Genomic DNA, 25314 nt, shown 5'->3' with positions numbered 1-25314 from the left:
AATGAACATTGAATACCTTATTAACTATTAATCTTGTAGCATTTCTATTAGTTACAGCTTATGCGGTGTATTTATTTATTTACCTTGTAACAACACGATATGAATATATAAAATTAGGCCGAAAAGTAGAATTTGACTTGCAATTAAAAGAGCGAATAGACAAGGTGAAGGTAAACGTCTTTGGACAAAAGAAACTTTTAAAAGACAAAAAGAGCGGTTTCATTCACGTCCTCTTTTTCTACGGATTTATTCTTGTTCAATTTGGGGCAATAGATTTTATTATAAAAGGGCTTGTTCCAGGAGCTCATTTACCTTTTGGCAAACTTTACCCGGCGTTTACATTTTTCCAAGAAATTGTCACCCTTCTTATATTAGTTGCTGTAATTTGGGCATTTCATCGCCGCTATATTGAAAAACTTGTTCGTTTAAAACGGGGATTTAAATCAGGTCTTGTGCTACTGTTTATAGGCGGTCTAATGATTTCAGTTTTGTTTGGAAATGGAATGTCTATCATTTGGAATAACCATGGGCTAACTTCTGCAGAACCAATTGCATCAACATTTGCATTTCTTTTCAATGGATTAAATGAAAAAGCCGCTATTACTTTGTTTTATATAGCATGGTGGGTCCACTTACTATTTTTACTAACCTTCTTAGTATATGTACCACAGTCAAAGCATGCACATTTAATTGCAGGACCTGCAAATGTATTTTTTAATCGCCTATCAAAACCTGGAAAACTTGAAAAAATTGATTTTGAAGATGAAACACAGGAAACATTTGGGGTAGGCAATATCGAGGATTTCTCACAGCATCAGTTAATCGATCTATATGCTTGTGTTGAATGCGGTCGTTGCACCAATATGTGTCCAGCTACAAGTACAGGTAAGGTTTTGTCGCCAATGGATTTAATCTTGAAGCTTCGTGATCACTTGACAAATAAAGGAGCTGTCATTACTTCTAAATCACCTTGGGTCCCAGTACAACTTTTTAGTCATACAAAAGGGAACCAGTTAGCGATGATGGCAGCTGCAAGTGGTGCAACCGAGACAGCTGCAACTGTTGATTACAACCCTGCATTAATAGGGGACGTTATTACAGAGGAAGAAATATGGGCGTGCACAACTTGTCGAAACTGTGAAGATCAATGCCCAGTAATGAATGAGCATGTTGATAAAATCATTGATTTGCGACGCTATCTGGTTTTAACAGAAGGAAAAATGGATGGTGAAGCACAAAGGGCAATGACAAATATTGAACGTCAAGGTAATCCATGGGGATTAAATCGAAAAGAACGTGAAAATTGGCGGGAAAACCGAGACGATGTTATGATTTCGACTGTGAAAGAGCTTAAAAAAGAAGGAAAAGAGTTTGAATATCTATTATGGGTAGGTTCAATGGGATCATATGACAATCGAAGCCAAAAAATTGCCTTATCATTTGCAAAACTTTTAAATGAAGCGAATGTAGCATTTGCAATTTTAGGAAATAAGGAAAAAAATTCTGGTGATACACCGCGCCGTTTAGGAAATGAATTTTTATTTCAAGAACTTGCGACTAAAAATATCGAAGAGTTTGAGAAAAACGGTGTAACAAAAATTGTAACGATTGACCCTCACGCATATAATATTTTTAAAAATGAATATCCTGATTTTGGTTTAAATGCAGAAGTATACCACCATACCGAGCTTTTAGCAGATCTCATAAAGGATGGAAGGTTAAAACCAGTTTTTGAAGTTAATGAAACGATTACTTACCATGACTCATGCTATTTAGGCCGATATAATGAGGTTTATGAGCCTCCGCGACAAATTTTGCATTCAATACCAGGTATTAAGCTAGTTGAAATGGAGAGAAATCGTGAAACCGGCATGTGTTGCGGTGCAGGTGGCGGGTTAATGTGGATGGAGGAAACGACAGGTTCCCGCATTAATGTAACAAGAACTGAACAAGCGCTTAAGGTTAATCCAACAGTTATTAGTTCAGGATGCCCCTACTGTTTGACAATGCTAAGTGATGGAACAAAAGCAAAGCAGGTTGAAGAACAAATTAATACGTTTGATGTAGTTGAATTATTGGAAAGATCAATTGTTGGGAAACAGTTGGAATAGTAAAATATTAATAGATGTAATAATGGGAGTCACTTGTATGTAATGTGACTCCCATTTTATTGTTTACTAGGAAAATTATAAAATTCTTGAACTGTGGACGTAATTCGGTTTAAAAGAGATTAGGGACATACAAGGGTAAGATGGAGATTCTACAATAATTATCGTAGCAGTAAATATAGCAAGTGAAAACGGCTTAGTTAAGGTACTGAACCGTTTTAGTTCAAATAATTGCATCTTATTGAACTAAAGCACCCGTCTGTAAAATAACTTAAATATGATTTTTTTTAACTATCACGTTGTTTTATTTTAATAATTAACCATTTTTAAAAAATTCCAAGACAAATAACTATTGGAAAAGAATATATATTTTCCAATAGTTTAATTCATAAATTCCCAACCAAACACAAATGGGTTCAAAAACGAATGAGAAAATAAAAGCAGCTATGGTTATTGCAATATTAAACGATTTCCATTTAGGAAAATATTGATAAACTACCATATAACAAAGTGGTAAAGGGGCAATATCAATTGCTACAACTGGAGGGATTAAAGGAAATAACATATTTGGGTTTTTGCATAATATAAACGAAACTCCTATAACATTTAATAATATCACTATTATTGTTATCATAAATCCAAATAATAAAATTTCCACTATTTTTGATTTATCCATCAATTTGCAGCAGTACATAAATTCATGTACTCTTTCTAAAATGTGTGTGAATTACTTTGCTAAATACTGGGTTAAAACACTATAAACACAGATATACAAAAAAGGGGTACTAATCGACGTGCGATTAGTACCCCTAATTCGTATGCTATTTATTGTTTCTCCTCGATAACTGAACCCCGTTAGTAAGTTAGGTCCCCTCTTAATAATGTGCTAGTCCAAGGTGAAATACTTTTCAGTGTTATTGTTTTAGTAAGTATGGTAGAAACGTAGAAATTTGCGGAATCAAAATAATGACTATTAATGCTATGACCATTGCTAAGATGAATGGGATTATTGCTATAGATATTCGCTCAATAGAGAGCTTAGATATACCTGAAGCAACAAATAGATTTAAACCTACAGGTGGAGTTAATAAGCCAATCTCTGCTCCTATTACTAAAATGATACCAAAATGTATAGGGTCAATTCCCAATTGAGTAACGACTGGAAGAAAAAGTGGTGTGAAAATAATCAAAATAGAAAGTGTTTCCATAAAAGTCCCTGCAATTAGTACAATCAGACCTATTAAGAGAAGAATAATTAACGGGTTGCTTGATAAATTTATGACGAAATTTCCGATAATAGATGGTATATGATATATAGCAATTAATTTAGAAAAAGCAGCAGCTGTACTAAGAATAATTAAAATTGCTCCAGTCATAATTGACGAGGAAATGATAGACTTTTTAATTTGTTGTAAATTAAGCTCTTTATATACAAAGATACCAATTATAAAAGCATAAATCACAGCAATAACAGCAGATTCCGTTGGAGTGAAAATACCTCCGTAAACTCCTCCTAATATAATGAAGGGGGTTAAAAGAGCCCATTTTGCTTCCCAGAAAGTACTAAATACCTCTTTCCAGTCAATTTTTTCACCACTGCCTGTGTAACCTCTTTTTTAGATATGATTATGATAGCCCCAACTAAAAACAATACAGCAATGATACCAGGTCCGAATCCTGCTAAGAACATGTCACTAATCGAAACATTAGCAATTATTCCATAAATAATAAGAGGGATAGAAGGTGGAATTAAAATACCTAAACCGCCTCCAGAAGCAGAAACGGCCGCTGAAAACTCCGGGCTATAACCTTTTTTGACCATAGCAGGGAACATTATCGTTCCTATTGCAGCAACTGTAGCAGGAGATGAACCGGATAAGGCTGCAAAGAAAAGACAAGACATCATTGTAACAAGAGCTAAACCACCTGTAAACGTTTTCATTAGTGAGTTTGCAAATGCGATTATTCGTGAGGATAATCCACCTGTTTCCATGAGAGATCCTGCCAAAATAAAAAACGGAATAGCCATAAGGGGAAAAGAATCTAAGGCTGTAAAAGCACTTTGAGTAAGAAAAGCAGCGGGTATCCCGGAAATAATTAAAGAAATGACAACGGCAATTCCAATTGAAACAGCTATCGGTATACCGACAAAGAGACAGAGTATTAATACTGATCCTAAAGCAACACTAGCAGTCATATGAATCTCCTCCTTATATTATATGTTGATTATTGTTTTTATCGTTAGTTGTTGAATGATCTTGGGGGTTTAATTGAATAGTAGAATTAGTATCAAGCCTTCTTAACCACATATTTTGTATAATTCTAATTGACATTATTGTAAAACCAATCGGAATGATTAAATAAACATACCCCATATTAATTCGGGTTACAGCAGATACCTGAATAGAACCCATTAATTCTTGAACCATTTTTGAACCATAAAAAATCATATAAATGTTAAAAGCAAGCCAACAAATATCTGAAACGTAATAAATCTTATTGCCAATTATTTTTGAAAGAAGTTTTTCCCCGACCTCCATTTTAAGATGAGCGTTATGCTTTGCGGCTAACGAGATCGCGATATAGACCAACCATATAAATATAAATCTAGCTAACTCTTCAGACCAATCCAAAGGAAAATTAAATATAAATCGTGATAGAACTTGAGCACCAACTAAAATAGTCATTGAAGAAAATAAGATAATACATATATATTCTTCAAAATGGGCATTGATTGCTTTGGCAATATTCTTCATTCGTTTTATCCTCTCCTTTTAGAAAATTTATGTAATAGTAAACTTATACCCTATTATATTTTATCGATAATCTAAAAGTAAAGCTTTGTTTAGGAAAAATTTTAATTTTAAAATTATTTTGACAATACAAAACAAACTTGGTATTGTAGTTTTATAGATTATCGATAATGCATATCTCGTAATCTAAAAGGGGGAATAAATCTAGAGTATCTTTAATTTTGCTAATAGTAGTTGGGTTACTAATACTTTTTAAGGGGGAATACTTATTAAAACGAAAACTAGTTTGATTGCATTGGTATTTGTTCTTTTATTAGGCATTCTTGCAGGTTGTTCTGAGGGTGACACAACTAGTTCCACTACTCCTAAAAATGAAGAAAGTTCAACAACCGCAGCTGTTATCAAAATTGGTTCAGTAAATTCGGATAAACATACGCTTTATAAGGGGTATGAAAAATTCCAAGAAATTGTCCAAGAAAAAACAGATGGAAGAATTAAGGTAGAAATTTATCCTAATGGTCAATTAGGTGACGACCGTACAATGATAGAAGGATTACAGTTTGGAACTTTAGAGGCTGTTGGTGTTTCAACATCTATGTTAGCAAACTGGGCACCACCAATGCTAGCTTTCGATTTACCCTTTGCTTTCCCTGATCAAAACACAGCTTACCAAGTCTTAGATGGTTCATATGGGAAGAAAGCGGGTGAGATGCTAGAAAAAGAGGGCCTTGTTCTTCTAGCTTATATGGAAAATGGGTATAGACATTTAACAAATAATAAAAAAGAAGTAAAAACTGTTGAAGATGTAGCCGGTTTGAAGATTCGTACGATGCAAACCCCTTTACACCTTGCCACATGGGAAGCTCTTGAAGCTAAACCAACACCAATGGCTTATACAGAGCTATTTACAGCAATGCAACAAGGAGTAATTGATGGCCAAGAAAATCCTTACGGAAACATGGCGTTAGATAAGTTTTATGAAGTTCAAAAATATATGACTGTTACAAATCATGTATATAATCCTATGGGTCTTGTGATTTCAAAAAAATTCTTAGATGGACTTAGCCCGGATGATAAACAGATCATAAAAGAAGCCGCTGTTACTGCTGGAAATTTCCAACGTGAATTAAACCAAAAGGAAAATGAAAAATTTAAACAAATCCTTGTTGACAATGGAATGAAGATAACTGAACTAACACCTGAAGCATATGAAGGCTTTAAAGATAAGGTTCAAAGTGTATATGAAGATTTCAGCAATGAAATTGGAAAAGAGCACATGGATGAATTTTTAGCAGAAGTTGAAAAACACAGTAAATAGTAATTAATTTTGTAAGCGATTACGTTTGGGCGTTTTTTACTCTTTTACAACTAACAGTGAAGTGTAAAACACTTTCCTTATAAATTTATTTTCTAGGAGGAACACTATGAATTTATTAAAAGGCACGTTCGAATTTGGTTTACATACCCAAATTTACTTCGGTATTGGTCGTCTCCGAGAATTACCTAGCATTATTCAAAAATATAAATATAACAATATACTTATTTGTACAGATCCAGGGATTGCAAATTCGGGTGCTTTAGACCGTTTGGAGACAATACTTAAAAGTGGAAATATTAATTATGAAGTTTTTACTGAGGTAGAGCCAGATCCTACCATTAGAGTCGTTAATAAAGTCAAGCAAATATATCAAGAGAAAAACTGTGATGCACTGATTGGATTAGGCGGCGGAAGTTCAATTGATACGGCAAAAGGTGTATCTATTGCTGTTGCTAACCAAGGTGATTTAACACAATTTGAAGGGAAGAATCAAATTCCAAATCGCGGTCCAGATATTATTGCCATTCCCACTACGGCTGGAACGGGGTCAGAGGTTACTCATGCAACTGTATTAAAAGATGAAGAGAGAAAATATAAAATGGGTATTCTTAGCGAACATTTGCATCCAAAAGCAGCCATTTTGGATCCGGAATTGCTTACTACTTTACCAAGAGGTCTTGCTGCTATTACAGGAATGGATGCACTAAGTCATGCAATTGAATCTTATACATCCAATCAAGCACAGCCAATTACGGAAGCATTAGGTAAGCATGCAATTGAACTTATTGGAAAATGGTTAAGACCTTTTGTTGCTGACCGTACAAATTTAGAAGCTGCATCTAACATGATGCTAGCAAGTACCATTGCTGGCTCAGCATTTATTTGGGGAAGAGTGGCAGCAGTCCATGCTTTATCACATCCTCTTGGCGGGAGATATAATATTGCTCATGGCTTAGCCAACTCATTGTTATTACCGGTAGTAATGGAATATAACTTAAGCTCTAACTTTCAAAAATTCAAAAATATTGCGGCCTTACTTGGAGAAAATGTCCAGGATTTAAATGATCGAACTGCAGCAGGAAGATCTGTAAAAGCTGTAAATGAACTAATAACAGATTTAGAGATTCCAAAGAGTTTGAAGGAAATTAATATTGAATTACCTGAAGAAGAAATTCAAGTTGTTGCCCAGGAGGCATTTGATAGCGGTATTGCAAATGCAAATCCAAAGAATGTTTCTGTTAAGGATTTAATTTCTATTATTAACACCATTAAATAAGGAGTTGTAAAAATGGAAGCGATTAAAAATTCATCTATTTTAGTTAATAATTATATCGGTGGCAAATGGGTTCCATCTTCAAATAACGAAACAATAAACAGGGAAAATCCGGCAAATATCGATGAAATCGTATCTATATCCCCAAACTCGACTGAAGAAGATGCTAACAATGCAGTAGAAGCTGCTCATGAAGCTTTTAAGTCATGGTCTAAAATCTCTCCGATCAATCGAGCGAAATATCTATATCGCTTTGCAGAGATTTTGGAAGCTCAAAAAGATGAAGTTGCAGAGTTATTAACAAAAGAACAAGGTAAGCCACTTAATGAATCTTTAGGGGAAATTAACAAAACGATAAATGAGGTTCGTTATACAGCTGGAGAAGGTTCAAGATTAACAGGAGAAACCTTGCCAAGTGAGAGGGACAATGTAAACATTCGTACGATTAGAATTCCAAAAGGTGTTATTGCAGCTATTTCACCCTGGAACTTTCCATTAGTTACACCACTAAGAAAAATTGCCCCTGCATTAGTTGCAGGTAATACAGTCGTTTTTAAACCGGCAAGCTTAACAGTGGCAATGGGTGCTAAAATCGTAGAACTTTTTGAACAGGCAGGACTTCCAGCTGGTGTATTAAACTTAATAATTGGATCTGGCAGCCAGGTTGGAAACCAAATTGTTAACCATACTAAGGTAAAGGGAATTACCTTTACTGGTTCAACAGGTGTCGGATCAAATATTTATGAACAAGCGTCGAAACGGTTGGTTCAGGTTCAACTTGAAATGGGTGGTAAAAATGCTGCAATCATTTATGATTATGATGATATTGAAGGAGCTATCGATCAGATCGTGCCAGCAGCATTTGCGGCAGCTGGACAGAGATGTACATCAATTAGCCGAATAATTGTCAAAGAGAAAGATATTGATCAAGTTGTATCAGCTCTAAAGAAAAAGACGGAATCTTATGTAATTGGAGATGGATTAGAAAAAGAGACAACTTTCGGACCATTGGTTTCTAAGGACCAGTTAGAAACGACTCAAAAATATGTTCAAATCGGTCAAGAAGAAGGGGCTACATTAATAGCTGGCGGGAATGTTTCTTATCAAAAAACCAAAGGATATTTTTTTGAACCAACTATTTTTACTAATGTAAAACCTACTACAAGAATTGCTAGAGAAGAAATTTTCGGACCAGTTCTTGTCGTCATGACAGCAACTAGTTTTAACGAAGCTCTAGATATTTGTAATGACACTGAGTATGGACTTGCAGCTTCTTGTTTTACTCAAAATAAATCCTACCAAGATTTATTTGTCAGTCAAGTAAATTCCGGAATGATTCATATAAATAATGGAACAATTAGTGAATCACATGTTCCGTTTGGGGGACTGAAGCATTCAGCTATTGGATCTTATTCAATTGGCAGTACTGCAAAGGATTTCTTTACAGATTTAAAAGTAGTCTATGATGCGACACCCTAATATATTTGTTAAATAAATCTATAATTTTAATAGAAATGATATTCATCTTAGAAAATGGATCTGATACTTTGCTTTATAATCAGATCCATTTTTTTAATAAATTACGGATTATGATGAAATTCACATCTTGTTGTATAGATATGTTCCCAAAATTAACATACCTTCAATCTCATATTATCGATAATCTATAATATGAGATAATAATATGTTGGTGGGCTAAAAGGTATTTACCAAAAAAATGGGGGTATTCATGTGAAAAAGCTAGTTTTCATATTTGCAAGCATTTTACTTGTTTTTTCCTTTGTATTAGTCGGGTGTAGTGGAGGAGGCTCGACAAGTGGAGAAGAACAAAAGGGTGAGTCTTCTTTATTACAAGAAGATGTAACATTTATTATCCCAAACGCACCGGGTGGCTCTAACGATTTATCAGTTCGTGGGATCATACCTGGAATGAAGCAAGAATTAGGAGTAGAAGTCATTCCTAAAAACCAACCTGCCTCAAAAGGTATAGTAGCTGCTGTTGAACTTACGCAGTCAGAAAATAATGGTCAGACCCTATATTTTAACTCTCAATCACTCATATTATTGGCACTGCAGGAAGATAATTTAGATTTATCTAAAATACAGCCTTTAGCACAAGTAGTTGAAGATACTTCTGCCATTACAGTTGCAGTTGATTCTCCTTATAATTCTTTACAAGATCTAGTAGATGCTGCTAAAGAAAACCCCGGGAAAATTAAAATTGCTACAAATGGGGTAGGAGCCTTATGGGATTTCTCAGCAAAAACTTTTGCAAATACTGCAAATATTGATCTTCAATATATTCCCTATGCTTCAGGCGGTAATGAAATGTCAACGGCAGTTGCTTCAGGAGAGGTAGATGTATCTGCTAACAGTCCAAGTGAAGTAAAACCCCTTGTGGATGCAGGTAAACTGAAGGTTCTAGCAGTTCAAAGTAATGAAAGACATGGTCTTTTCCCAAATGTTCCTACAGCAAAAGAACAAGGATTTGATTCAGAATTTCCAGTTTGGCGAGGTGTGTTTACCGTAAAAGGGACTGATGAGGCAATTTTACAACAATTAGAAGATAGTATTAGAAAATCATATGAGAGTGAAGACTTTAAAGGTTTTCTTGAAAACAATGGTATGCCTGGGAAATTTAGAGGACATAAAGAGTTTACTGAATTTTTTGAGGAACAGGTAGAAATGTATGAGGAAATAGTGAAAAATCAATAGCATTTAAAAACGTTCATGGGATGAAATAATTTTTATATAAACGTCCCATGAATGATTTTTATTTTCAAATCTCCGGAAAGGGGCTTTAATTTGAAAGATATAATTTCATCTATCTTTATAATCATTTTAAGTATTACCGTTTTCTGCGTTGCAACACCTTTAGGGGAGGGAAGTAGCAATCTTTCTAGTAACGCAGGCTTATTTCCGCAAATTATCAGTTTATTTTTAGGACTACTTGGGGTTTCATTACTTATTCAAGCTATGATAAAAACTGAGAAAAAGAAAATTTTATTTAATAAGAGGGTTTTTATAAAAGTTATTACATTAATTTGTATTCTAGTCGTATATGTACCTGCATTACAAATTCTCGGGTATTTACTGGCAACTATTGTTTTTCTATTTGTCGTTATGGTCTTTCTCGGACAATCTATCAAAAAAACGAGTATCCATACAGTTATTATATCTGGCTCATTATATGTGATTTTCGCACTTCTTTTCAAAGTACCCTTGCCAACGGGAATTTTGTGGTAGATGAGGAGGGATTTACTTGGACATAAGTTTGTATACTGCTGGAATAGAACAAGTGCTAAGGTTTGACGTCTTGGCTTTAATTTTCATAGGAGTGTTATTAGGGATCGTGACAGGTTCACTTCCAGGACTTTCAGCAATGATGGGAGTATCAATATTAATACCAATTAGTTATGGTTTATCACCAGCTGCAGGAATACTGATGTTAATAGGGGTTTATCTTGGAGCCGTTTATGGAGGTTCGATTTCAGCAACCTTAGTAAATATTCCGGGGACACCTTCAGCAGTTATGACAACTCTTGATGCGTATCCATTAGCGAAAAAGGGGCAGGCTGGTCGTGCACTAGGAATTTCAACGATATCATCAGCTTGTGGTGGTCTTTTAAGTGTTTTCACCCTTGTTTTAATTGCACCCGTCGTAGCGAATTTAGCCCTTGAGTTTACTTCCTTTGAGATGTTTGCTATTGCACTATTTGGTTTAAGCATCATGTCACTTATTTCACCTGGATCATTAACAACAGGGTTAGTTTCAGGATGTCTAGGTTTATTAATAGCAATGATTGGAGCAGATCCTATGACTGCTCAGTCTCGATTTACATTTGGAAGTATGCATTTATTTTCAGGCGTTCAATTTATAGCTGCAATGGTGGGACTTTATGGGGTGACAGAAGTAATCTTAAATATTGAAGAACGATTTAAAAAATCAAAGAAAAATGTAGATATAGCAAATATTAAGTTTGATAAAAAAATACCAAGTGTCTGGTTAGATATAAAAAAGCTATGGGGGTGATTACTCGTTCAAGTATTATCGGTGTAATTATTGGAGCTATTCCTGGGGCTGGCGGTACGATAGCATCTATCGTTTCATATGGTCAGCAAAAGAAAATTTCAAAAAAACCAGAAGAAATGGGGAAAGGATCAGTCGAAGGAATAGCTGCCGCTGAATCCTCGAACAATGCATGCACTGGGGGTGCAATGACAACATTACTTTCCTTAGGTATTCCAGGGGATGCGGTAACTGCGATCCTTATTGGTGCTTTTATGATCCACGGAATCCAACCTGGACCGGCGATGTTTCAGGAAAATATCGATTTAGTATCAGCGATATTTATAGGGATGTTCATTGCAAACATTTTTATTCTAGTCATTGGTCTTGGTGGGGCGAAATATTTTGCAAAACTGTTAACGATTCCCGAGTCAATTTTAAATAGTACTATTTTAGCTTTTTGCTTTATTGGGAGTTTTGCTGTACAAAATAGCTTCTTTGATGTCCAAACAATGCTTGTTTTTGCAATATTAGGTTACTTAATGGTTAAAGTTAATATACCACGGGCACCTCTTGTCTTGGCACTTATATTGGGACCATTAATGGAGATGAATTTACGCCGTTCCTTATCAATTGTACAGGATGATTTGGGTGCATTTGCATTTGCTTTTGTTGAAAGACCAATTGCTGGAGTTATTCTATTGCTAACGTTTATTACATTAATAATGCCAATATTTAAAAAGATTAAGGGATTAGGACAACAGAATGAAAATTCACAACCGAAAGAATTATAGATTAATAATTAAAAAATAACAAGTAGGAGGTAAAAATGGAAAATAGAGTAAAAATTGGTTTTATAGGGTTAGGCTCAATGGGATTTCCGATGGCAATACGGTTATGTGAGGCTGGATACAAATTACTTATTGCTGTTCATAAAAATCATGAAAAAGTTGAAAAGTTAAAAGAGAAAGGAGCCATTATAAAAGAAAGCTTTAAGGAGGTAATTCTTAACAGTGATATTATCCTAACCATACTTCCGGCAGACGAACAAGTGAAGAAAGTTTTGCTACAAGAGGAAGTAGTAGATAATTTAAAGGAAAATCAAGTATTAATTGAAATGACAAGTTGTTCACCTAAAACGATGAAAAAGATTTTCGATGTTTATGAAAGTAAGGGAGTAAAAGTTTTAGATGCACCTGTTAGCGGTGGCACAGGAGGGGCAGAAAATGGAACATTAACATTAATGATCGGAGGTGACGCTAACTTAGTAGTTGATGTTTCGCCAATTCTAGATAAGATCTCTATAAAAAAAGTAGTAGTTGGAGAAGCAGGGGCAGGTAAGACAGTTAAAATGATAAATCAGATGCTGGCTTCTATCCATATGTTGGCAGCATCAGAGGCCTTTGCATTAGCTAAGCAATCAAATGTTGACTTACAGACGTTAAAGGATGTTATAGAGACCAGTTCAGGAAATTCATGGATATTTCAGAACAAATATGCAAATCTAATGTCTGAAAATTTTGCTCTAGGATTTCGCCTTCGCTTAATGTTAAAAGATATTAATATAGCTTTAGAAGAAGGGGGAATTCTAGAATTACCGCTAACCAATTTGACTTCCAATGTTTATAAAATGGCTTTACAAGATTATGGTGAGATGGATATTTCGGCTGTTAGTAAAAAAGTTTTTTAGTGAAGGTAAAGGCTTATTAAAAATTGAAGGTGATATTAAATGATTGGTCGTTTGAATAATAGCTCCTTGGTTGAGCAAGTTTATGATATGTTAAAAAACCTAATAATTAAAGGGGAACTATTTCCAGGTGAACGTATTATTGAAGTTGATATAGCAAAACGGTTTGGAATTAGCCAGGGACCGGTTCGCGAAGCTCTATCTCAATTACAAAATGAGGGGCTTGTAATCAGGCATCGTCATAAAGGTACGTTTGTTTCTGATCTTTCAAAGAAAGATACACTAGAAATTTATGAATTGAGAGAAATAATTGAAGAATTTGCATTAAAAAAAGCAATGACAAAGTTTACCGAAGCAGACTTGCAAAGGTTAGAACATATAATTGAAGAAATGAAAAACGCAGGAAAAGAGAACGATATTGAAAGAATAAGTAATGAGGATAAAAAATTTCACGATATGATTTTTCTTCGAGCAGATAATAATCTTTTAATGGAACTCTGGGAAGATTTAAGTATGAAATATGATCGAATCTGGTATTTAACAAAACAAGTTTATTTTACAGATCTAATTGATGTTGCAGAAATGCACATTCCAATTGTAGAAGCTATTAGAATAAGAGATACAGATCGTGCTATAAAAGCATTTCTTGATCACCTAAGCGTCGGAAAACATGAAATGATCAGTAAGTTCTTTGATGGTTTAAAAAAGTAAACAATATTTGGATGCAAACTTATGATAGATTCTCACAGGTGAATAACGGTTAAACAATTTTTTTATTGTTCCTCACAAGGAGATCTTCCTTTAATGAATTTCATAAACCATTTTACACATCAAAAATATTTTAATTGTTTTGACAATTATTAAATCACCTGATAACATATTATTTATAGATTATCGATAATCTATAAAAGATAATCAAAGAAAATAAAGGATTTTCAGATCTCACTATATTGACAGCGTTTAATTAAATTAAAGGTAAAGGAAGTGGATCAGATTGCAACTTACTGAACAACAACAAAATTGGAGAGATGTGGCAAGAGATTTTGCTAAACGAAAATTAGAACCAGCTACAGAATGGTTAGAAGGCGATTACTTTTGGAATAATGCAAAGAAACTGGCGGACCATGGATTTTTAGGTTTAACTCTTCCAGAGGAGTATGGAGGCATGAACTTAAGCATTTTTGATGCATGCCTTATCATCGAGGAACTATGTCGTGTATGCCCAACTAGTGGACGTCATGCTTATCATGCAAGTATGGGTATTGCTTCATTTATTAATCAACTAGGTAATGAAGAACAAAAGAAGCAATACTTGCCAATGATTACATCAGGTAAGCTTTTCGTTGGTTTGGGAATGAGTGAACCGGAAGCAGGCAGCGCAGCAACTGATATATCGACAACAGCTGTTGAAGAAGGAGACTTTTATCGGTTAAATGGTTCAAAGGTGTTTATCAGTGAAGCGCATCTGGCTGATTTATTTGTTGTCTATGCACGTTTCGGCAATACAGGTCGTACTTCAGATATAGGGGCAATTTTAGTAGAACGAGGAACGCCAGGTTTTACTGTTGGACCAAATGAAGAAAACATGAGTGGAGAGGTACAATGTGCATTATATTTTGAAGATGCTATGGTACCGAAAGAAAATGTTCTTGCAACTAATAACGCTTTCAAAAAATTAATGGGTGTATATAATGGGGTGCGTTTAGGATTCTTATCACAAACCATGGGTATTACGCAAGCGGCTTTTGATCGTACGATGGAGCATGTGAAACAGCGTAAACAGTTTGGTAAGGAGATTTGCGAGTTTCAGGGATTACAATGGATGATATCTGATATGTATGTACAGCTTGAAGCTGCTCGTACGATACTTTACAGGGCAGCGGAAGCCGCATCGGATAATAAACCGGATAAAAATGCAGTTAGTGTTGCGAAAATATTCGTAGCGGAGGCTGCCCAAAAAATCACAGATACTTGTATTCAGCTTCATGGTGGTTATGGATATTCAAAACAATACCCGCTTGAATGGTATTACCGTTGTGTTCGCGCAGCATCTATTGCAGGTGGTACCCTGCAGGTTCATAAAACAATGCTGGCATCAAGTGTACTTGAAAGGAAGTTTGATCAACGAAAATGATAGCTTTGTATAAAACGATAGTTTAAGTTTTATAGCCTTCAAGTATAAATAATGAAGAAAACGATGGAGGTAATTGGATTGGGTACAACATCACATAAGCAAAAAAGTAATTCTAAAGTAGTTTCTGCTGAAGAAGCTGTTAAAAAAATACCAAATGATGCAACAATTACTATTGGCGGCCTTATCTCTATTCTATGTCCTGAAAAAGTTTTGGCTTCACTTGAAGAGCGTTTCTTAACGACTGGGGAACCAAGAAACCTATCAGTTCTGACTCCTGTAAGGGTGGGGTGGGATCAAAATAAAAGCACTGGATTAGAACACGTTTCCCACAAAGGGATGTTAAAGCGATTAATAAGCGGTAGCTTTAATGTAAAAGAAAGTCCAAAATTAACTGATATGATAAGAAACAATGAAATAGAAGCTTATAACTTTTCAATGGGTACTTTATTTCAGTTAATAAGATCAATTGCTGGAGGACATCCTGGCCTTGTAACAACAGCAGGATTACATACCTATGTGGATCCAAGGTATGACGGTGGTAGATTAAATGAAGCTACAAAAGAAGATATTGTAAAAATACTAGAAATAGATAAAAAGGAACACTTATTCTATCCGTCTTTTCCGATAGACGTAGCGATCATAAGAGGAACAACTGCTGATGAAAATGGAAATATAACGCTTGAAGAGGAACCTGCTACATTAAGTGGACTTGAAATGGCAATGGCAGCAAAGGCTAATGGAGGTTATGTAATCGCTCAGGTCAAGCGTGTAACTGAAAATAAGACCCTTCACCCTCGTTCTGTAGAAATTCCCGGAATTTTAGTTGATGCGGTAGTAATAGATGAGGATCAGAAGCAAAGTTTACTTAAAGATTATCATCCGAGCTGGACAGGAGAAATTAAGCAACCAATTAATCAACTCAAGAAGACATTACAATTAGATGCGAAAAAAGTAATTTTACGTAGAGCCTTAAAAGAAATTGATGCTGGTTCAATTGTTAATCTTGGCGTAGGAATTCCCGTAGATCTGCCTCAGCTTGCGTTAGAGGAAGACTTCTTTAATGAAATTACATTTTCTTTAGAGCATGGTGCAATTGGCGGTGTTCCAATGGGGGTTGAGGTATTTGGGGCTCATATAAACCCAGAGGCATTTGTTACTTCCCCGCAAATATTTGATTTTTATCAAGCTGGGGGTTTATCTGCAACTTTACTTGGATTTGCACAAATTGATGGAACAGGGAATGTAAATGTTAGTAAATTTAACGGTATATACAGAGGTTCCGGCGGTTTTGTTGATATTACTCATAAGACGCCAAAAATCATTTTCTGTGGCACGCTGACAAGTGGTGGCTTAAAGGTATCTGTTGAAAATGAAAAAATAAAAATAGTAAATGAAGGACGACATAAAAAATTCATCCAAACGATTGAACATTTAACGTTCAATGCTAGTCAAGCATTGAAAAAAGGGCAAGAAGTTCTTTATATTACTGAACGCTGTGTTTTCCGATTAGAAGAAGGTGGCTTAGTTTTAATTGAGCACGCGCCAGGGGTTGATGTGAAAAAAGATATTCTCTCGAATGTTGAGTGCGAAGTTAAAATTTCTGCAGATTTAAAACTAATGGATCCAGAGATTTTTACACAATCATCAAATGAAATGTTAATGGAAAGGGTGTAAAAGAGTGTCTTACTTTAAAATAGATCGCATAATTGAAACAGAGGTATTAGTTGTTGGAGGAGGTGGGGCTGCAGCGAGAGCTGCCCTGTCTGCTGCTCAAGCCGGGGCAGATGTTCGGATGGCAATAAAAGCAAAATGGCTAGGAAGCGGTTCCACCGCAACAGCATTTTCAGAATTATTAGCGATAGCTGCAGCCATCGGCCATGCTGATGAACGAGACCATCCTGAAATTCACTATGAAGACACGTTAGATGCTGGAAGAGGATTTATTGATCCAGAGCTTGTTTGGACACTTGCATCAGAGGTACCAGATCGAATACAGGATCTTATCGACATAGGGTTAAATTTTGATAAGGTCGAAGACGGAAAATTAGTACAGGGCATGAGTGATTTTGCTACATATCCACGAACTTGTCGAGTGAATGGTGTAACCGCACGTCATATTCTAGTAGCTTTATCCAAACAAATTAAAAATCATAATGTCCCTATTGATGAAAATACAGCAGTGTTTAAGTTAATAACAGATAAAAGCAATAAGATTTCAGGTGCATTAGCAATAAATAAAGATACAGAAGAAATGATTCTTTATAAAACACCGTCTGTTATCCTTGCTTGTGGTGGTGCTCATCATATTTATAAATATGCAGTTGGTACCTCAGACATGGTTGGAAATGGCTATGCAATGGCAAACGAATTGGGTGTTCCTCTTATTAATATGGAATTTATTCAAATTGGACCTGGGGCAATTCAGCCATCTATTACTTTACTATCAGGTCCGGTATGGAAACCAAAGCCAATTTTAACAAACAATAAAGGAAAAGACATTCTCGAAAAACATGTTCCTCAACATGTAGATATTGATGATGTTTACAATCATAAAGTGTTTCCTTTTACCATTTCAACTGCTGCTTACTATTTGGATACTTCCATTCAAAAAGAGCTAGAATCAAATCCAACTCCTAATGGAGGAGTGTGGTGTACGATGCGTCCTGGTTCTGAAAGCATTGTTGATCAAAAAATGCCAAAAACCAAAGGGGTATTAAAGTCGAAGGGCATTGATGTATTTAAAGATAAATTTGAAGTAGCACTTGTCGCGCAATGTATGAACGGGGGTGCTTTAATTGAAAGTCCGGATGGGACTACAAACGTTTCAGGTTTATTTATCGCTGGAGAAACAGCGGGAGGAGTTCGCGGTCCAGACCGTCCTGGTGGCAATTCATTAGCTGAAGGTCAAGTTTTTGGTCACCGAACAGGGAGTGCAGCTGCTGCATATTCTCAGAAAACAACAAGTAATGACAGTCTTGAACAAGAAACACTTGCGGCATTAAATAATCTTAATAGCTGGATTGAAAATAGTAAAGGTGAAAAAGACCTTGTTGAAGCCGTTGAATCTGTCAAAGAAACGATGTATAAAAATTGCTTAGTTATTCGAAATGAAGAGCGCTTAGATACAGCTCTAAAACATGTGAATGAACTTGAAAGATCATTAGAAGCTGGAGAATATCAGATTAATATGCAGAATATATCAACAGCAATTGATTTAAAACATATGCTTGTCACTTCCAAAGCAATTATCCTGTCTGCTAAAACTCGTACAGAAAGCAGAAGTTGTCATTATCGTGAAGATTATCCAAATAAAGATGATGCAAACTGGATTAAAAGTATTTATGTCACACAGAAAGATGGTGAAATGCAAGTAAATACAAGACAATGGCCAAGTAAACGGGTGAGTGAACGAAGTGAAGCAAAACTATGAAGCTTGAAGTCTTAATTAAGAGTGGGATTGCACATGTTGAATTAAATAATCCACCTTTCAATCTATTAACAAATACAGTGAAACATAAAGTGAAGGAAGCTTTTCATGTTCTTTCAGCTAATCGAAACGTGAGAGTCATCTTGTTTACAGCTGCGGGTGAACATTTCTGCTGTGGTGCTGACTTAAAAGAATTCTCTGCTAGAATCAACAACAATAAGGCAAAGGAAGCGTGGATTGAAGGACATGAAATGCTTCAGGCTATAATGGATGCTCCTCAACCAACGATTGTTTGCGTAAAAGGAAATACACTTGGTGGAGGAGCCGAGTTAGCTACTGCTTTTGATATAAGGATATTTGCTGAAGATGTTGCATTTGGTTATCCAGAAGTTTCACGAACTGTTTTTCCTGGAAACGGAGGATTTGAACGATTTCTACAGCTTTCAGGCGAAGCGAATGCGGCTTATTTATTTTTAACAGGAGAAAAAATACCAGCTGCAGATGCTTTAAGAATCGGGATTGCTAATAAGATAGTAGAGAAAAATCAGCTTGAAATAGAAGGAAAGAAAATGGCTGACCTAGTTGCTTCATACTCAAACAAAACGATTCGGACAATTAAAAAAATAATTAAAGGATGCCGCCAAAAAGACCTGTTTTTTAAAGAGGGAATGAATCACTTTGATGCTCTTCACCAAACGGAAGATATCGTTGAATCTATTAATGCATTTTTTGAAAAAAGAGATCCCCGTTACCAACATAAATAACATCAAAAGTCTTCAGGCATCAGATGTAAATCGAGCTAAACTTACTTTAAACATGATTACGATTTGGAGGTTAGGAAAATGAACATAGGCTTTCGAATATTTTCAGTTGATAAGCGCGTTGATCAATTGATCGTTGACCAGTTTAGAACAGTTGTTACACCACATATTAGTGATAATATGAGCAGGTTGCAAGGGGCCGGAGCAAAATTAAGGCCATACCATAATGGGATGAAGCTTGTAGGTACGGCATTTACTGTGAAAACAAGACCTGGAGATAACTTAATGGTTCACAAAGCGATCGATTTAGCACAACCAGGTGACGTTATTGTTGTTGATGCAGGAGGCGATCAAACAAATGCCATTGTTGGAGAAATTATGCAAAGAATAGCGAAAAAAAATAGAATTGCGGGATTTGTCATTAATGGTGCTATTCGTGATACAGTAGCTTTTAAAAATGATTCATTCCCAGTTTATGCAAAAGGAGTGACTCATCGAGGACCATATAAAGATGGCCCAGGAGAAATAAACGTTCCTGTTTCATTTGATGGTATGATTATTCATCCAGGTGATTTAATAGTAGGAGATGAAGATGGTCTTGTAGTAGTCCCGTTAGAGGAGGCAGAAGAAATCCTGAAAAAAGCACAAAAAATGGCTCGAAAAGAGGTAGAAATATTTCAATCTATTGAACAAGGAACAATAGATAGAAACTGGATTGATACCACTTTAAAAGAAAAAGGCTGTGAAAGCTATGATTCTTATAAATCGTTCATTAGCAGTGGTAGTTATAAATGAAGCCAAAAGTTTATATTACAAGGAAAATTCCTGAACAGATTCTAGAGAAAATTAGTATGGTTTGTGATGTGCGAATGTGGGATAAAGAAGATATCCCAGTCCCGTATGAAGTATTGGAAAAGGAAATTGTTGATATTGATGGACTATTTTGTTTATTAACAGAAACAATCGATCATTCATTAATAAGCAAAGCCACAAACCTTAAAATCGTTGCTAATATGGCAGTCGGATATAATAATATCGATATTACAAGTGCAACAAAGCATGGAATAATGGTCACGAATACACCAGGTGTTTTAACAGAGACGACTGCAGATCTAACCTTTGGGCTTTTAATGGCAACAGCCCGCCGTCTAGTAGAGGCATCAGACTATTTAAAAAATGGAGATTGGAAAACGTGGTCTCCAATGAAACTAACTGGTCAAGATGTACACGGAGCAACTTTAGGGATCATCGGTTTAGGTCGGATAGGAGAGGCGTTGGCACGAAGAGCAAAAGGTTTTAACATGGAGATTCTTTACTATAATCGAAGCCGAAAATACGAACAAGAAAAAGAGCTTGGTATAACATACACTTCATTTGAAAACCTTCTAAAAGTATCGGATTTTATCTGTATAATGACTCCTTACACCCCAGAAACGAAACATTTAATAGATACAGAACAACTTTCATTGATGAAAAAGAATGCAATACTAATTAATACTGCAAGAGGAGGTATTGTGAATGAAGCTGCCTTATATAATACCTTAAAAAACAAAGGTATTTGGGGGGCTGGTTTAGATGTATTTGAAGAAGAGCCTGTATCTTTAGATCACCCACTTTTAACTTTACCTAATGTTGTGACCCTGCCGCATATAGGTAGTGCGAGCAAAGCAACTAGAATAAAAATGGCTGACCTTGCAGCAAATAATTTAATTTTAGGTTTAAAAGGTAAAAGACCACAAAATTTAATAAATGATGTTTGTTTCAATTACCAATAAGCATTGGGTCATAACAAATAATTAAACTCACTAATTATTTGTTATGGAAAACAATGGAGTTTTAAATTCTTTGTTATCCAGACCGTTATATATCTTTTTTACTTTTTTTATAATCAATATAGATGGAGGCGGTGCGATGATGAAAGTTTTAATTGCCATTGATTCATTTAAGGGAAGTATTTCTTCATTAAAAGGTAGTGAAGCTATATCTTTAGGTATACAAGATATATATCCTGACGCTAATATTTTGCCACTTCCTTTAGCAGACGGTGGAGAAGGTACAGTTGAAACATTAGTTCAGTGCTACAGGCGGTAATTTAGTCAATAAAGAAGTCATGGGGCCTTTAAAAGAAAAAGTAGATGCGATCTATGGAATCTTAGGTGATGGGAAAACAGCTGTAATAGAAGTAGCTGCTGCGTGTGGTTTACCACTTGTCCCCAACAATGAACGCAATCCATTAATTACGACTACTTATGGTGTTGGAGAACTAATAAGCGATGCCATCGAAAAAGGTTGCCGTGAGTTTGTTATTGGGCTTGGTGGTAGCGCTACCAACGATGCGGGAATTGGTATGCTTCAAGCATTAGGTTTTCGCTTTTTAAATGAAGAAAAAGAAGAAGTTGGATTAGATGCACGTTCATTGCGGGACATTTGGTCCATTGATTTGAGTCAGATACACTCAAAGTTGAAGGAATGTACGTTCAGAGTCGCATGTGATGTAAATAACCCACTATATGGGCCTGATGGTGCTTCACATGTGTTTGGACCACAAAAAGGTGCAACGCCAGAAATGATTAAACAACTTGATGAAGGTATGAGGCATTTTGCTGAAATTGTTAATTACGATCTAGATAAAGACATTCATAATATTTCTGGTGCAGGTGCCGCTGGTGGATTAGGAGCCGCATTTGCGGGATTTTTAAATGCACAGCTACAATCCGGAATTGAGCTTGTATTGGATATTATTGAGATGGATAAGAAGATGCAAGATGTTGATTTTGTTATTACAGGCGAAGGAAAGTTGGACGGACAAACATCGATGGGTAAGGCTCCATTAGGTGTTGCCCAATTGGCACGAAAGCACTCTATTCCAACAATTGCCCTGGCCGGTGGTGTTTCTAAAGAGACAGCTACCCTAAATGAAATGGGTATCACCTCTTATTTTTCGATTGTGAATGCACCTATGTCACTAGATGAAGCAATGGATCCGCAAATTACTTTTGATAATTTGCGTTTAAGGACCAATCAGTTATTTAGACTAATTCACGCTGTTCGTTGAAATGTGAATTAAATAGGTGATTTTTTTGAAGAATCTCAACTTGATTGAGTTTTTAAAGGATGAAAGAAGAATAGGGTGTATAAGTCAGCTGTTAATAGATGGACTTTCCATAATGGCAGTTGAGAATCAAATTAAAATACTAGCTTGGTATGATAACGAATGGGCCTATGCTTCTAGAGTAGTAGAGTTGGCACAACTAGTAGACGAAAGGATGAGAACAGCATGGAAGTCTTCGTTGACACTGTAGCATTGGGTTCAGTCGTATGTAAATGTTGTGGGGAAATTATAGACACTATACAAGCGGAAAAAGTCATGATTTATTACTCTCATTGCAATCAAGAATCATGTGTTGATCAAGTGGAGTTGGAAAAATAGAAACATTAATGGAATTAAAATATATACTTATAAACTTTTATAAGTGCTCACGATAGAAAATCCTTAGATAAATAGAATCTAAGGATTTTTTTAGCGCTGAGACCAAAGAGTGAATTTTTGTGAAAAAATGATAAGAGATGGAGGCGGAGATATCATTGGCCTTTAAGGATATAGAATAATATATGTAAAATTAGAATAGTTAATCAAAATTTAAAGCAAAGATAAATGGTGAGAAACTATAGAAAAGTGATATTGATTTTCCATTCGATGATTTATGAAAAATGATTGTGCTTTTACATAAATCTATCTAATTTATTTAAACAAGAGGGGATAGTCATTATGAAAGGAAATCTCCGTATAAGTTCATCATTAGCTCAAATGATTGTAGATGCAGCGAAGGAAGTCATAGGTAAAGATATTCATTTTATTCAACTTGATGGAAAAGTTATAGCTAGTACAAATCTTGAAAGAATTGGATCTTATCATGCAGCTGCCCATCGTGTTAAAGAAACAAAAGATGTTATAGAGGTAACAGAAGAAATGAATTTAAAGGAGAAAAAAGGGGATAAATTATCCGGTTACGATGATACCAGGCTAGGTGATGCAGGAATATTTCATGTATTCTTGCTCAAATCTAGGTCAAACTATCGGCTAAAAAAGGCATTCCATTTTTGGAATGCCTTTTTATTAGTTTTTCTTATTCGTAGCAATATCCTTCACAACATCCTCTAGTGTTACGCTCCTCAACACCTTCTCCATAGCTAACTGAGCTGATGTGAACAATGGTTCGATTGTATTCTGGATGTTCCTACCTACAGGACATTTTGGATTTGGATTATCATGTACGCTAAATAACGCTTTTTCCTGTACAACATTCACTGCCTTATAAACATCAAACAGTGAAATATCAGATAATTCTTTTGCGAGTTTAGCTCCTGCAATACCTGGTTTTACCTCTATTAAACCGGCTTTTTTTAACATTCCCATAAGTTTTCTGATCACTGCTGAGTTTGTGTTTACACTTGATGCTAAAAATTCAGAAGATGTTGTCCCTTCTTTATTTAATTCAATTAAAGCTAATATATGAATGCCGACAGCGAATCGGCTGCTGATGGACATGTTCTGTCACCACCTTTGTGAACAAATCTGTTTACTAATTTATAAGTGTAATTAATTTGATTACAAGTTTATTATACCAAATTTCGAAGGAAATTATATATGAAATCTCACCTGTTGACAAAACGACTACATGTAACTAAAATAAATACATGTAATCTAGTCTGTTACAAGAAAAACCAAACTGGAGGAATATAAATGAAAATATTAGTTACAGGAGCAACTGGAAAATTAGGATCTAAGGTTGTGGAGTCATTATTAACATCCATACCTGCGAGTGAGCTGGCGGTGAGTGTTCGAAATCCTGAGAAAGCAGAAGGACTTCGAGCTCGTGGAGTAGAGATTCGTAAAGGTGATTTTGACCATCCAGAAACATTAGATGATGCTTTTAAAGGGATTGATCGTTTATTGATTATTTCTGCAGATGGTGATAATGATACAAGAATTCGTCAACATACAAATGCAGTGGAAGCAGCTGAACGTGTAGGGATAAAATTTATTGCATACACGAGTATCGCAAATGCAACAGAAAGCAAAAATTTAATGGCTCCTCCTCATGTTGCGACAGAAGCAGCCATCATGAAGACGGGTATTCCGTATTCTTTCTTGCGTAATAATTGGTATTTGGAAAACGAAATTGGTAGCATTCAAGGTGCTATGGCAGGAGCTCCATGGGTAACTTCTGCTGGAGCTGGTAAAGTTGGCTGGGCACTACAACAAGATTATGCAGATGCAGCGGCAGCAGTTCTTTTAGGTGAAGGAAACGAAAATACAGTTTATGAACTTTCTGGCCCTCTTTTAACTCAAGAAGAATTAGTGACGGCTATTGGTGCTGTATTAGGCAAAGAAATACCTGTGCAACAAGTTGGGGACGAAGAATATGCCGAAATAATGAAAGGCTTAGGTTTACCTGAATTTGTCATTCCGATTGTAGTAGGAATTCAAGAAAGCATTCGAAATGGTTCGCTTGAAATTGAAAGCAATGACTTTGAAAAAGTTCTTGGTCGCCCAGTTACGCCAATCAAAGAGGCACTTACCCACATTGTAAATACAAACGCTCAATCAAAATAAAATAGATAATTCCCAAAATTAATCATATAGATAAACCGACCTTCGTACGAGAAAAGTTCGGCTTTTTAATATTATTAATTCCCCACCTAATTTTGACACGGTAGGGGTCGGGGGTTCGAATCCCTCTCGGATCATCAGAGTGAGAAGCTTCAATTCTTTGGTAGATAAGGATTGAAGCTTTTTTTATTTTTGCTTGTTAATGGCAACAACCGTAAATAGTTCACGTA

General features: G+C 35.6%; 26 protein-coding genes. 21 read left to right on the top strand and 5 right to left on the bottom strand.

Going from position 1 to position 25314, the window contains the following annotated elements:
- Window positions 1–8: 8 nt before the first annotated feature.
- Window positions 9–2111 (top strand): (Fe-S)-binding protein, encoded by a 2103-nt coding sequence (locus AC0L8O_RS17610; RefSeq protein WP_473444166.1) that lies wholly within the window; start codon window positions 9–11, stop codon window positions 2109–2111.
- A 346-nt stretch (window positions 2112–2457) separates the two neighbouring features.
- Here AC0L8O_RS17610 and AC0L8O_RS17605 read toward each other — a convergent pair whose 3' ends face one another.
- The 4 genes from AC0L8O_RS17605 to AC0L8O_RS17590 form a co-directional block, all read right to left on the bottom strand.
- A complete protein-coding gene (locus tag AC0L8O_RS17605; RefSeq protein WP_473448993.1) occupies window positions 2458–2742 on the bottom strand; it encodes a hypothetical protein in 285 nt (94 codons plus the stop codon).
- A gap of 280 nt (window positions 2743–3022) precedes the next feature.
- Entirely contained in the window at window positions 3023–3694 is a 672-nt protein-coding gene (locus tag AC0L8O_RS17600) for a TRAP transporter large permease subunit (protein WP_473448991.1), read from the bottom strand.
- The gene (locus AC0L8O_RS17595) at window positions 3640–4305 is read right to left on the bottom strand and encodes a TRAP transporter large permease subunit (RefSeq protein WP_473444164.1); all 666 of its coding nucleotides are present in this window, start codon (window positions 4303–4305) and stop codon (window positions 3640–3642) included. Before AC0L8O_RS17595 ends, AC0L8O_RS17600 begins: the two co-directional genes overlap by 55 nt.
- 13 nt (window positions 4306–4318) lie before the next feature.
- A complete protein-coding gene (locus tag AC0L8O_RS17590) occupies window positions 4319–4864 on the bottom strand; it encodes a TRAP transporter small permease (RefSeq protein ID WP_473444163.1) in 546 nt (181 codons plus the stop codon).
- Window positions 4865–5147: 283 nt separating this feature from the next.
- Here AC0L8O_RS17590 and AC0L8O_RS17585 point away from each other — a divergent pair, with 283 nt between their 5' ends.
- The 19 genes from AC0L8O_RS17585 (at window position 5148) to AC0L8O_RS17495 (ending at window position 23632) form a co-directional block, all read left to right on the top strand.
- On the top strand, window positions 5148–6179 hold the full coding sequence (locus AC0L8O_RS17585) for a TRAP transporter substrate-binding protein (protein ID WP_394186147.1): 1032 nt from the start codon (window positions 5148–5150) through the stop codon (window positions 6177–6179).
- A 106-nt stretch (window positions 6180–6285) separates the two neighbouring features.
- Entirely contained in the window at window positions 6286–7455 is a 1170-nt protein-coding gene (locus AC0L8O_RS17580) for an iron-containing alcohol dehydrogenase (protein ID WP_394186149.1), read from the top strand.
- Between the two features lie 12 nt (window positions 7456–7467).
- On the top strand, window positions 7468–8931 hold the full coding sequence (locus tag AC0L8O_RS17575) for an aldehyde dehydrogenase family protein (RefSeq protein WP_473444160.1): 1464 nt from the start codon (window positions 7468–7470) through the stop codon (window positions 8929–8931).
- 252 nt (window positions 8932–9183) lie between these two features.
- Window positions 9184–10167, top strand: a complete 984-nt coding sequence (locus AC0L8O_RS17570; RefSeq protein ID WP_394186152.1) for a tripartite tricarboxylate transporter substrate binding protein — start codon at window positions 9184–9186, stop codon at window positions 10165–10167.
- Between the two features lie 90 nt (window positions 10168–10257).
- Window positions 10258–10698, top strand: coding sequence for a tripartite tricarboxylate transporter TctB family protein (locus AC0L8O_RS17565; RefSeq protein WP_473444158.1), 441 nt, complete (start codon window positions 10258–10260; stop codon window positions 10696–10698).
- A gap of 16 nt (window positions 10699–10714) precedes the next feature.
- On the top strand, window positions 10715–11485 hold the full coding sequence (locus tag AC0L8O_RS17560) for a tripartite tricarboxylate transporter permease (protein WP_473444156.1): 771 nt from the start codon (window positions 10715–10717) through the stop codon (window positions 11483–11485).
- Window positions 11482–12255: a tripartite tricarboxylate transporter permease gene (locus tag AC0L8O_RS17555; protein WP_473444154.1), complete on the top strand. Its 774-nt coding sequence runs from the start codon at window positions 11482–11484 to the stop codon at window positions 12253–12255. Before AC0L8O_RS17560 ends, AC0L8O_RS17555 begins: the two co-directional genes overlap by 4 nt.
- A gap of 35 nt (window positions 12256–12290) precedes the next feature.
- Window positions 12291–13151 carry an NAD(P)-dependent oxidoreductase gene (locus AC0L8O_RS17550; RefSeq protein WP_473444152.1) on the top strand — a complete coding sequence of 287 codons (861 nt, stop codon included), beginning with the start codon at window positions 12291–12293 and terminating at the stop codon, window positions 13149–13151.
- A 39-nt stretch (window positions 13152–13190) separates the two neighbouring features.
- Window positions 13191–13859 (top strand): GntR family transcriptional regulator, encoded by a 669-nt coding sequence (locus tag AC0L8O_RS17545; RefSeq protein ID WP_394186158.1) that lies wholly within the window; start codon window positions 13191–13193, stop codon window positions 13857–13859.
- A gap of 283 nt (window positions 13860–14142) precedes the next feature.
- Complete coding sequence (locus tag AC0L8O_RS17540; RefSeq protein WP_066323765.1) at window positions 14143–15282, top strand: acyl-CoA dehydrogenase family protein; 1140 nt, start codon at window positions 14143–14145, stop codon at window positions 15280–15282.
- Between the two features lie 78 nt (window positions 15283–15360).
- Window positions 15361–16956 (top strand): acyl CoA:acetate/3-ketoacid CoA transferase, encoded by a 1596-nt coding sequence (locus AC0L8O_RS17535; RefSeq protein ID WP_473444149.1) that lies wholly within the window; start codon window positions 15361–15363, stop codon window positions 16954–16956.
- A 4-nt stretch (window positions 16957–16960) separates the two neighbouring features.
- Window positions 16961–18712 (top strand): FAD-binding protein, encoded by a 1752-nt coding sequence (locus AC0L8O_RS17530; protein WP_473444147.1) that lies wholly within the window; start codon window positions 16961–16963, stop codon window positions 18710–18712.
- Window positions 18709–19473 (top strand): enoyl-CoA hydratase/isomerase family protein, encoded by a 765-nt coding sequence (locus tag AC0L8O_RS17525; RefSeq protein ID WP_473444145.1) that lies wholly within the window; start codon window positions 18709–18711, stop codon window positions 19471–19473. The genes AC0L8O_RS17530 and AC0L8O_RS17525 overlap by 4 nt, the downstream gene beginning before the upstream one ends.
- A gap of 78 nt (window positions 19474–19551) precedes the next feature.
- A complete protein-coding gene (locus tag AC0L8O_RS17520) occupies window positions 19552–20265 on the top strand; it encodes an RraA family protein (protein ID WP_473444143.1) in 714 nt (237 codons plus the stop codon).
- Complete coding sequence (locus tag AC0L8O_RS17515) at window positions 20262–21245, top strand: 2-hydroxyacid dehydrogenase (protein ID WP_473444141.1); 984 nt, start codon at window positions 20262–20264, stop codon at window positions 21243–21245. Before AC0L8O_RS17520 ends, AC0L8O_RS17515 begins: the two co-directional genes overlap by 4 nt.
- Window positions 21246–21381: 136 nt before the next feature.
- Complete coding sequence (locus AC0L8O_RS17510) at window positions 21382–21561, top strand: glycerate kinase (RefSeq protein ID WP_473444139.1); 180 nt, start codon at window positions 21382–21384, stop codon at window positions 21559–21561.
- A 19-nt stretch (window positions 21562–21580) separates the two neighbouring features.
- Window positions 21581–22525: a glycerate kinase family protein gene (locus AC0L8O_RS17505; protein WP_473444137.1), complete on the top strand. Its 945-nt coding sequence runs from the start codon at window positions 21581–21583 to the stop codon at window positions 22523–22525.
- Between the two features lie 25 nt (window positions 22526–22550).
- Complete coding sequence (locus AC0L8O_RS17500) at window positions 22551–22772, top strand: hypothetical protein (protein ID WP_473444135.1); 222 nt, start codon at window positions 22551–22553, stop codon at window positions 22770–22772.
- 467 nt (window positions 22773–23239) lie between these two features.
- Window positions 23240–23632 carry a sugar diacid recognition domain-containing protein gene (locus AC0L8O_RS17495; RefSeq protein ID WP_473444134.1) on the top strand — a complete coding sequence of 131 codons (393 nt, stop codon included), beginning with the start codon at window positions 23240–23242 and terminating at the stop codon, window positions 23630–23632.
- Here the strand turns inward: AC0L8O_RS17495 and AC0L8O_RS17490 are convergent.
- Window positions 23588–24019 carry an Rrf2 family transcriptional regulator gene (locus tag AC0L8O_RS17490; RefSeq protein ID WP_473444132.1) on the bottom strand — a complete coding sequence of 144 codons (432 nt, stop codon included), beginning with the start codon at window positions 24017–24019 and terminating at the stop codon, window positions 23588–23590. The two genes, AC0L8O_RS17495 and AC0L8O_RS17490, sit on opposite strands and share 45 nt — an antisense overlap.
- Window positions 24020–24214: 195 nt before the next feature.
- Between AC0L8O_RS17490 and AC0L8O_RS17485 the strand changes: the two genes are divergently transcribed.
- Window positions 24215–25087: an SDR family oxidoreductase gene (locus AC0L8O_RS17485; RefSeq protein WP_473444130.1), complete on the top strand. Its 873-nt coding sequence runs from the start codon at window positions 24215–24217 to the stop codon at window positions 25085–25087.
- The last annotated feature ends 227 nt before the right edge of the window (window positions 25088–25314 follow it).

This window comes from Metabacillus sp. KJ11-3 (assembly GCF_055808295.1).
Note: the sequence above shows the minus strand (reverse complement) of the source record. Positions and strands in the feature narration are given on the sequence as shown.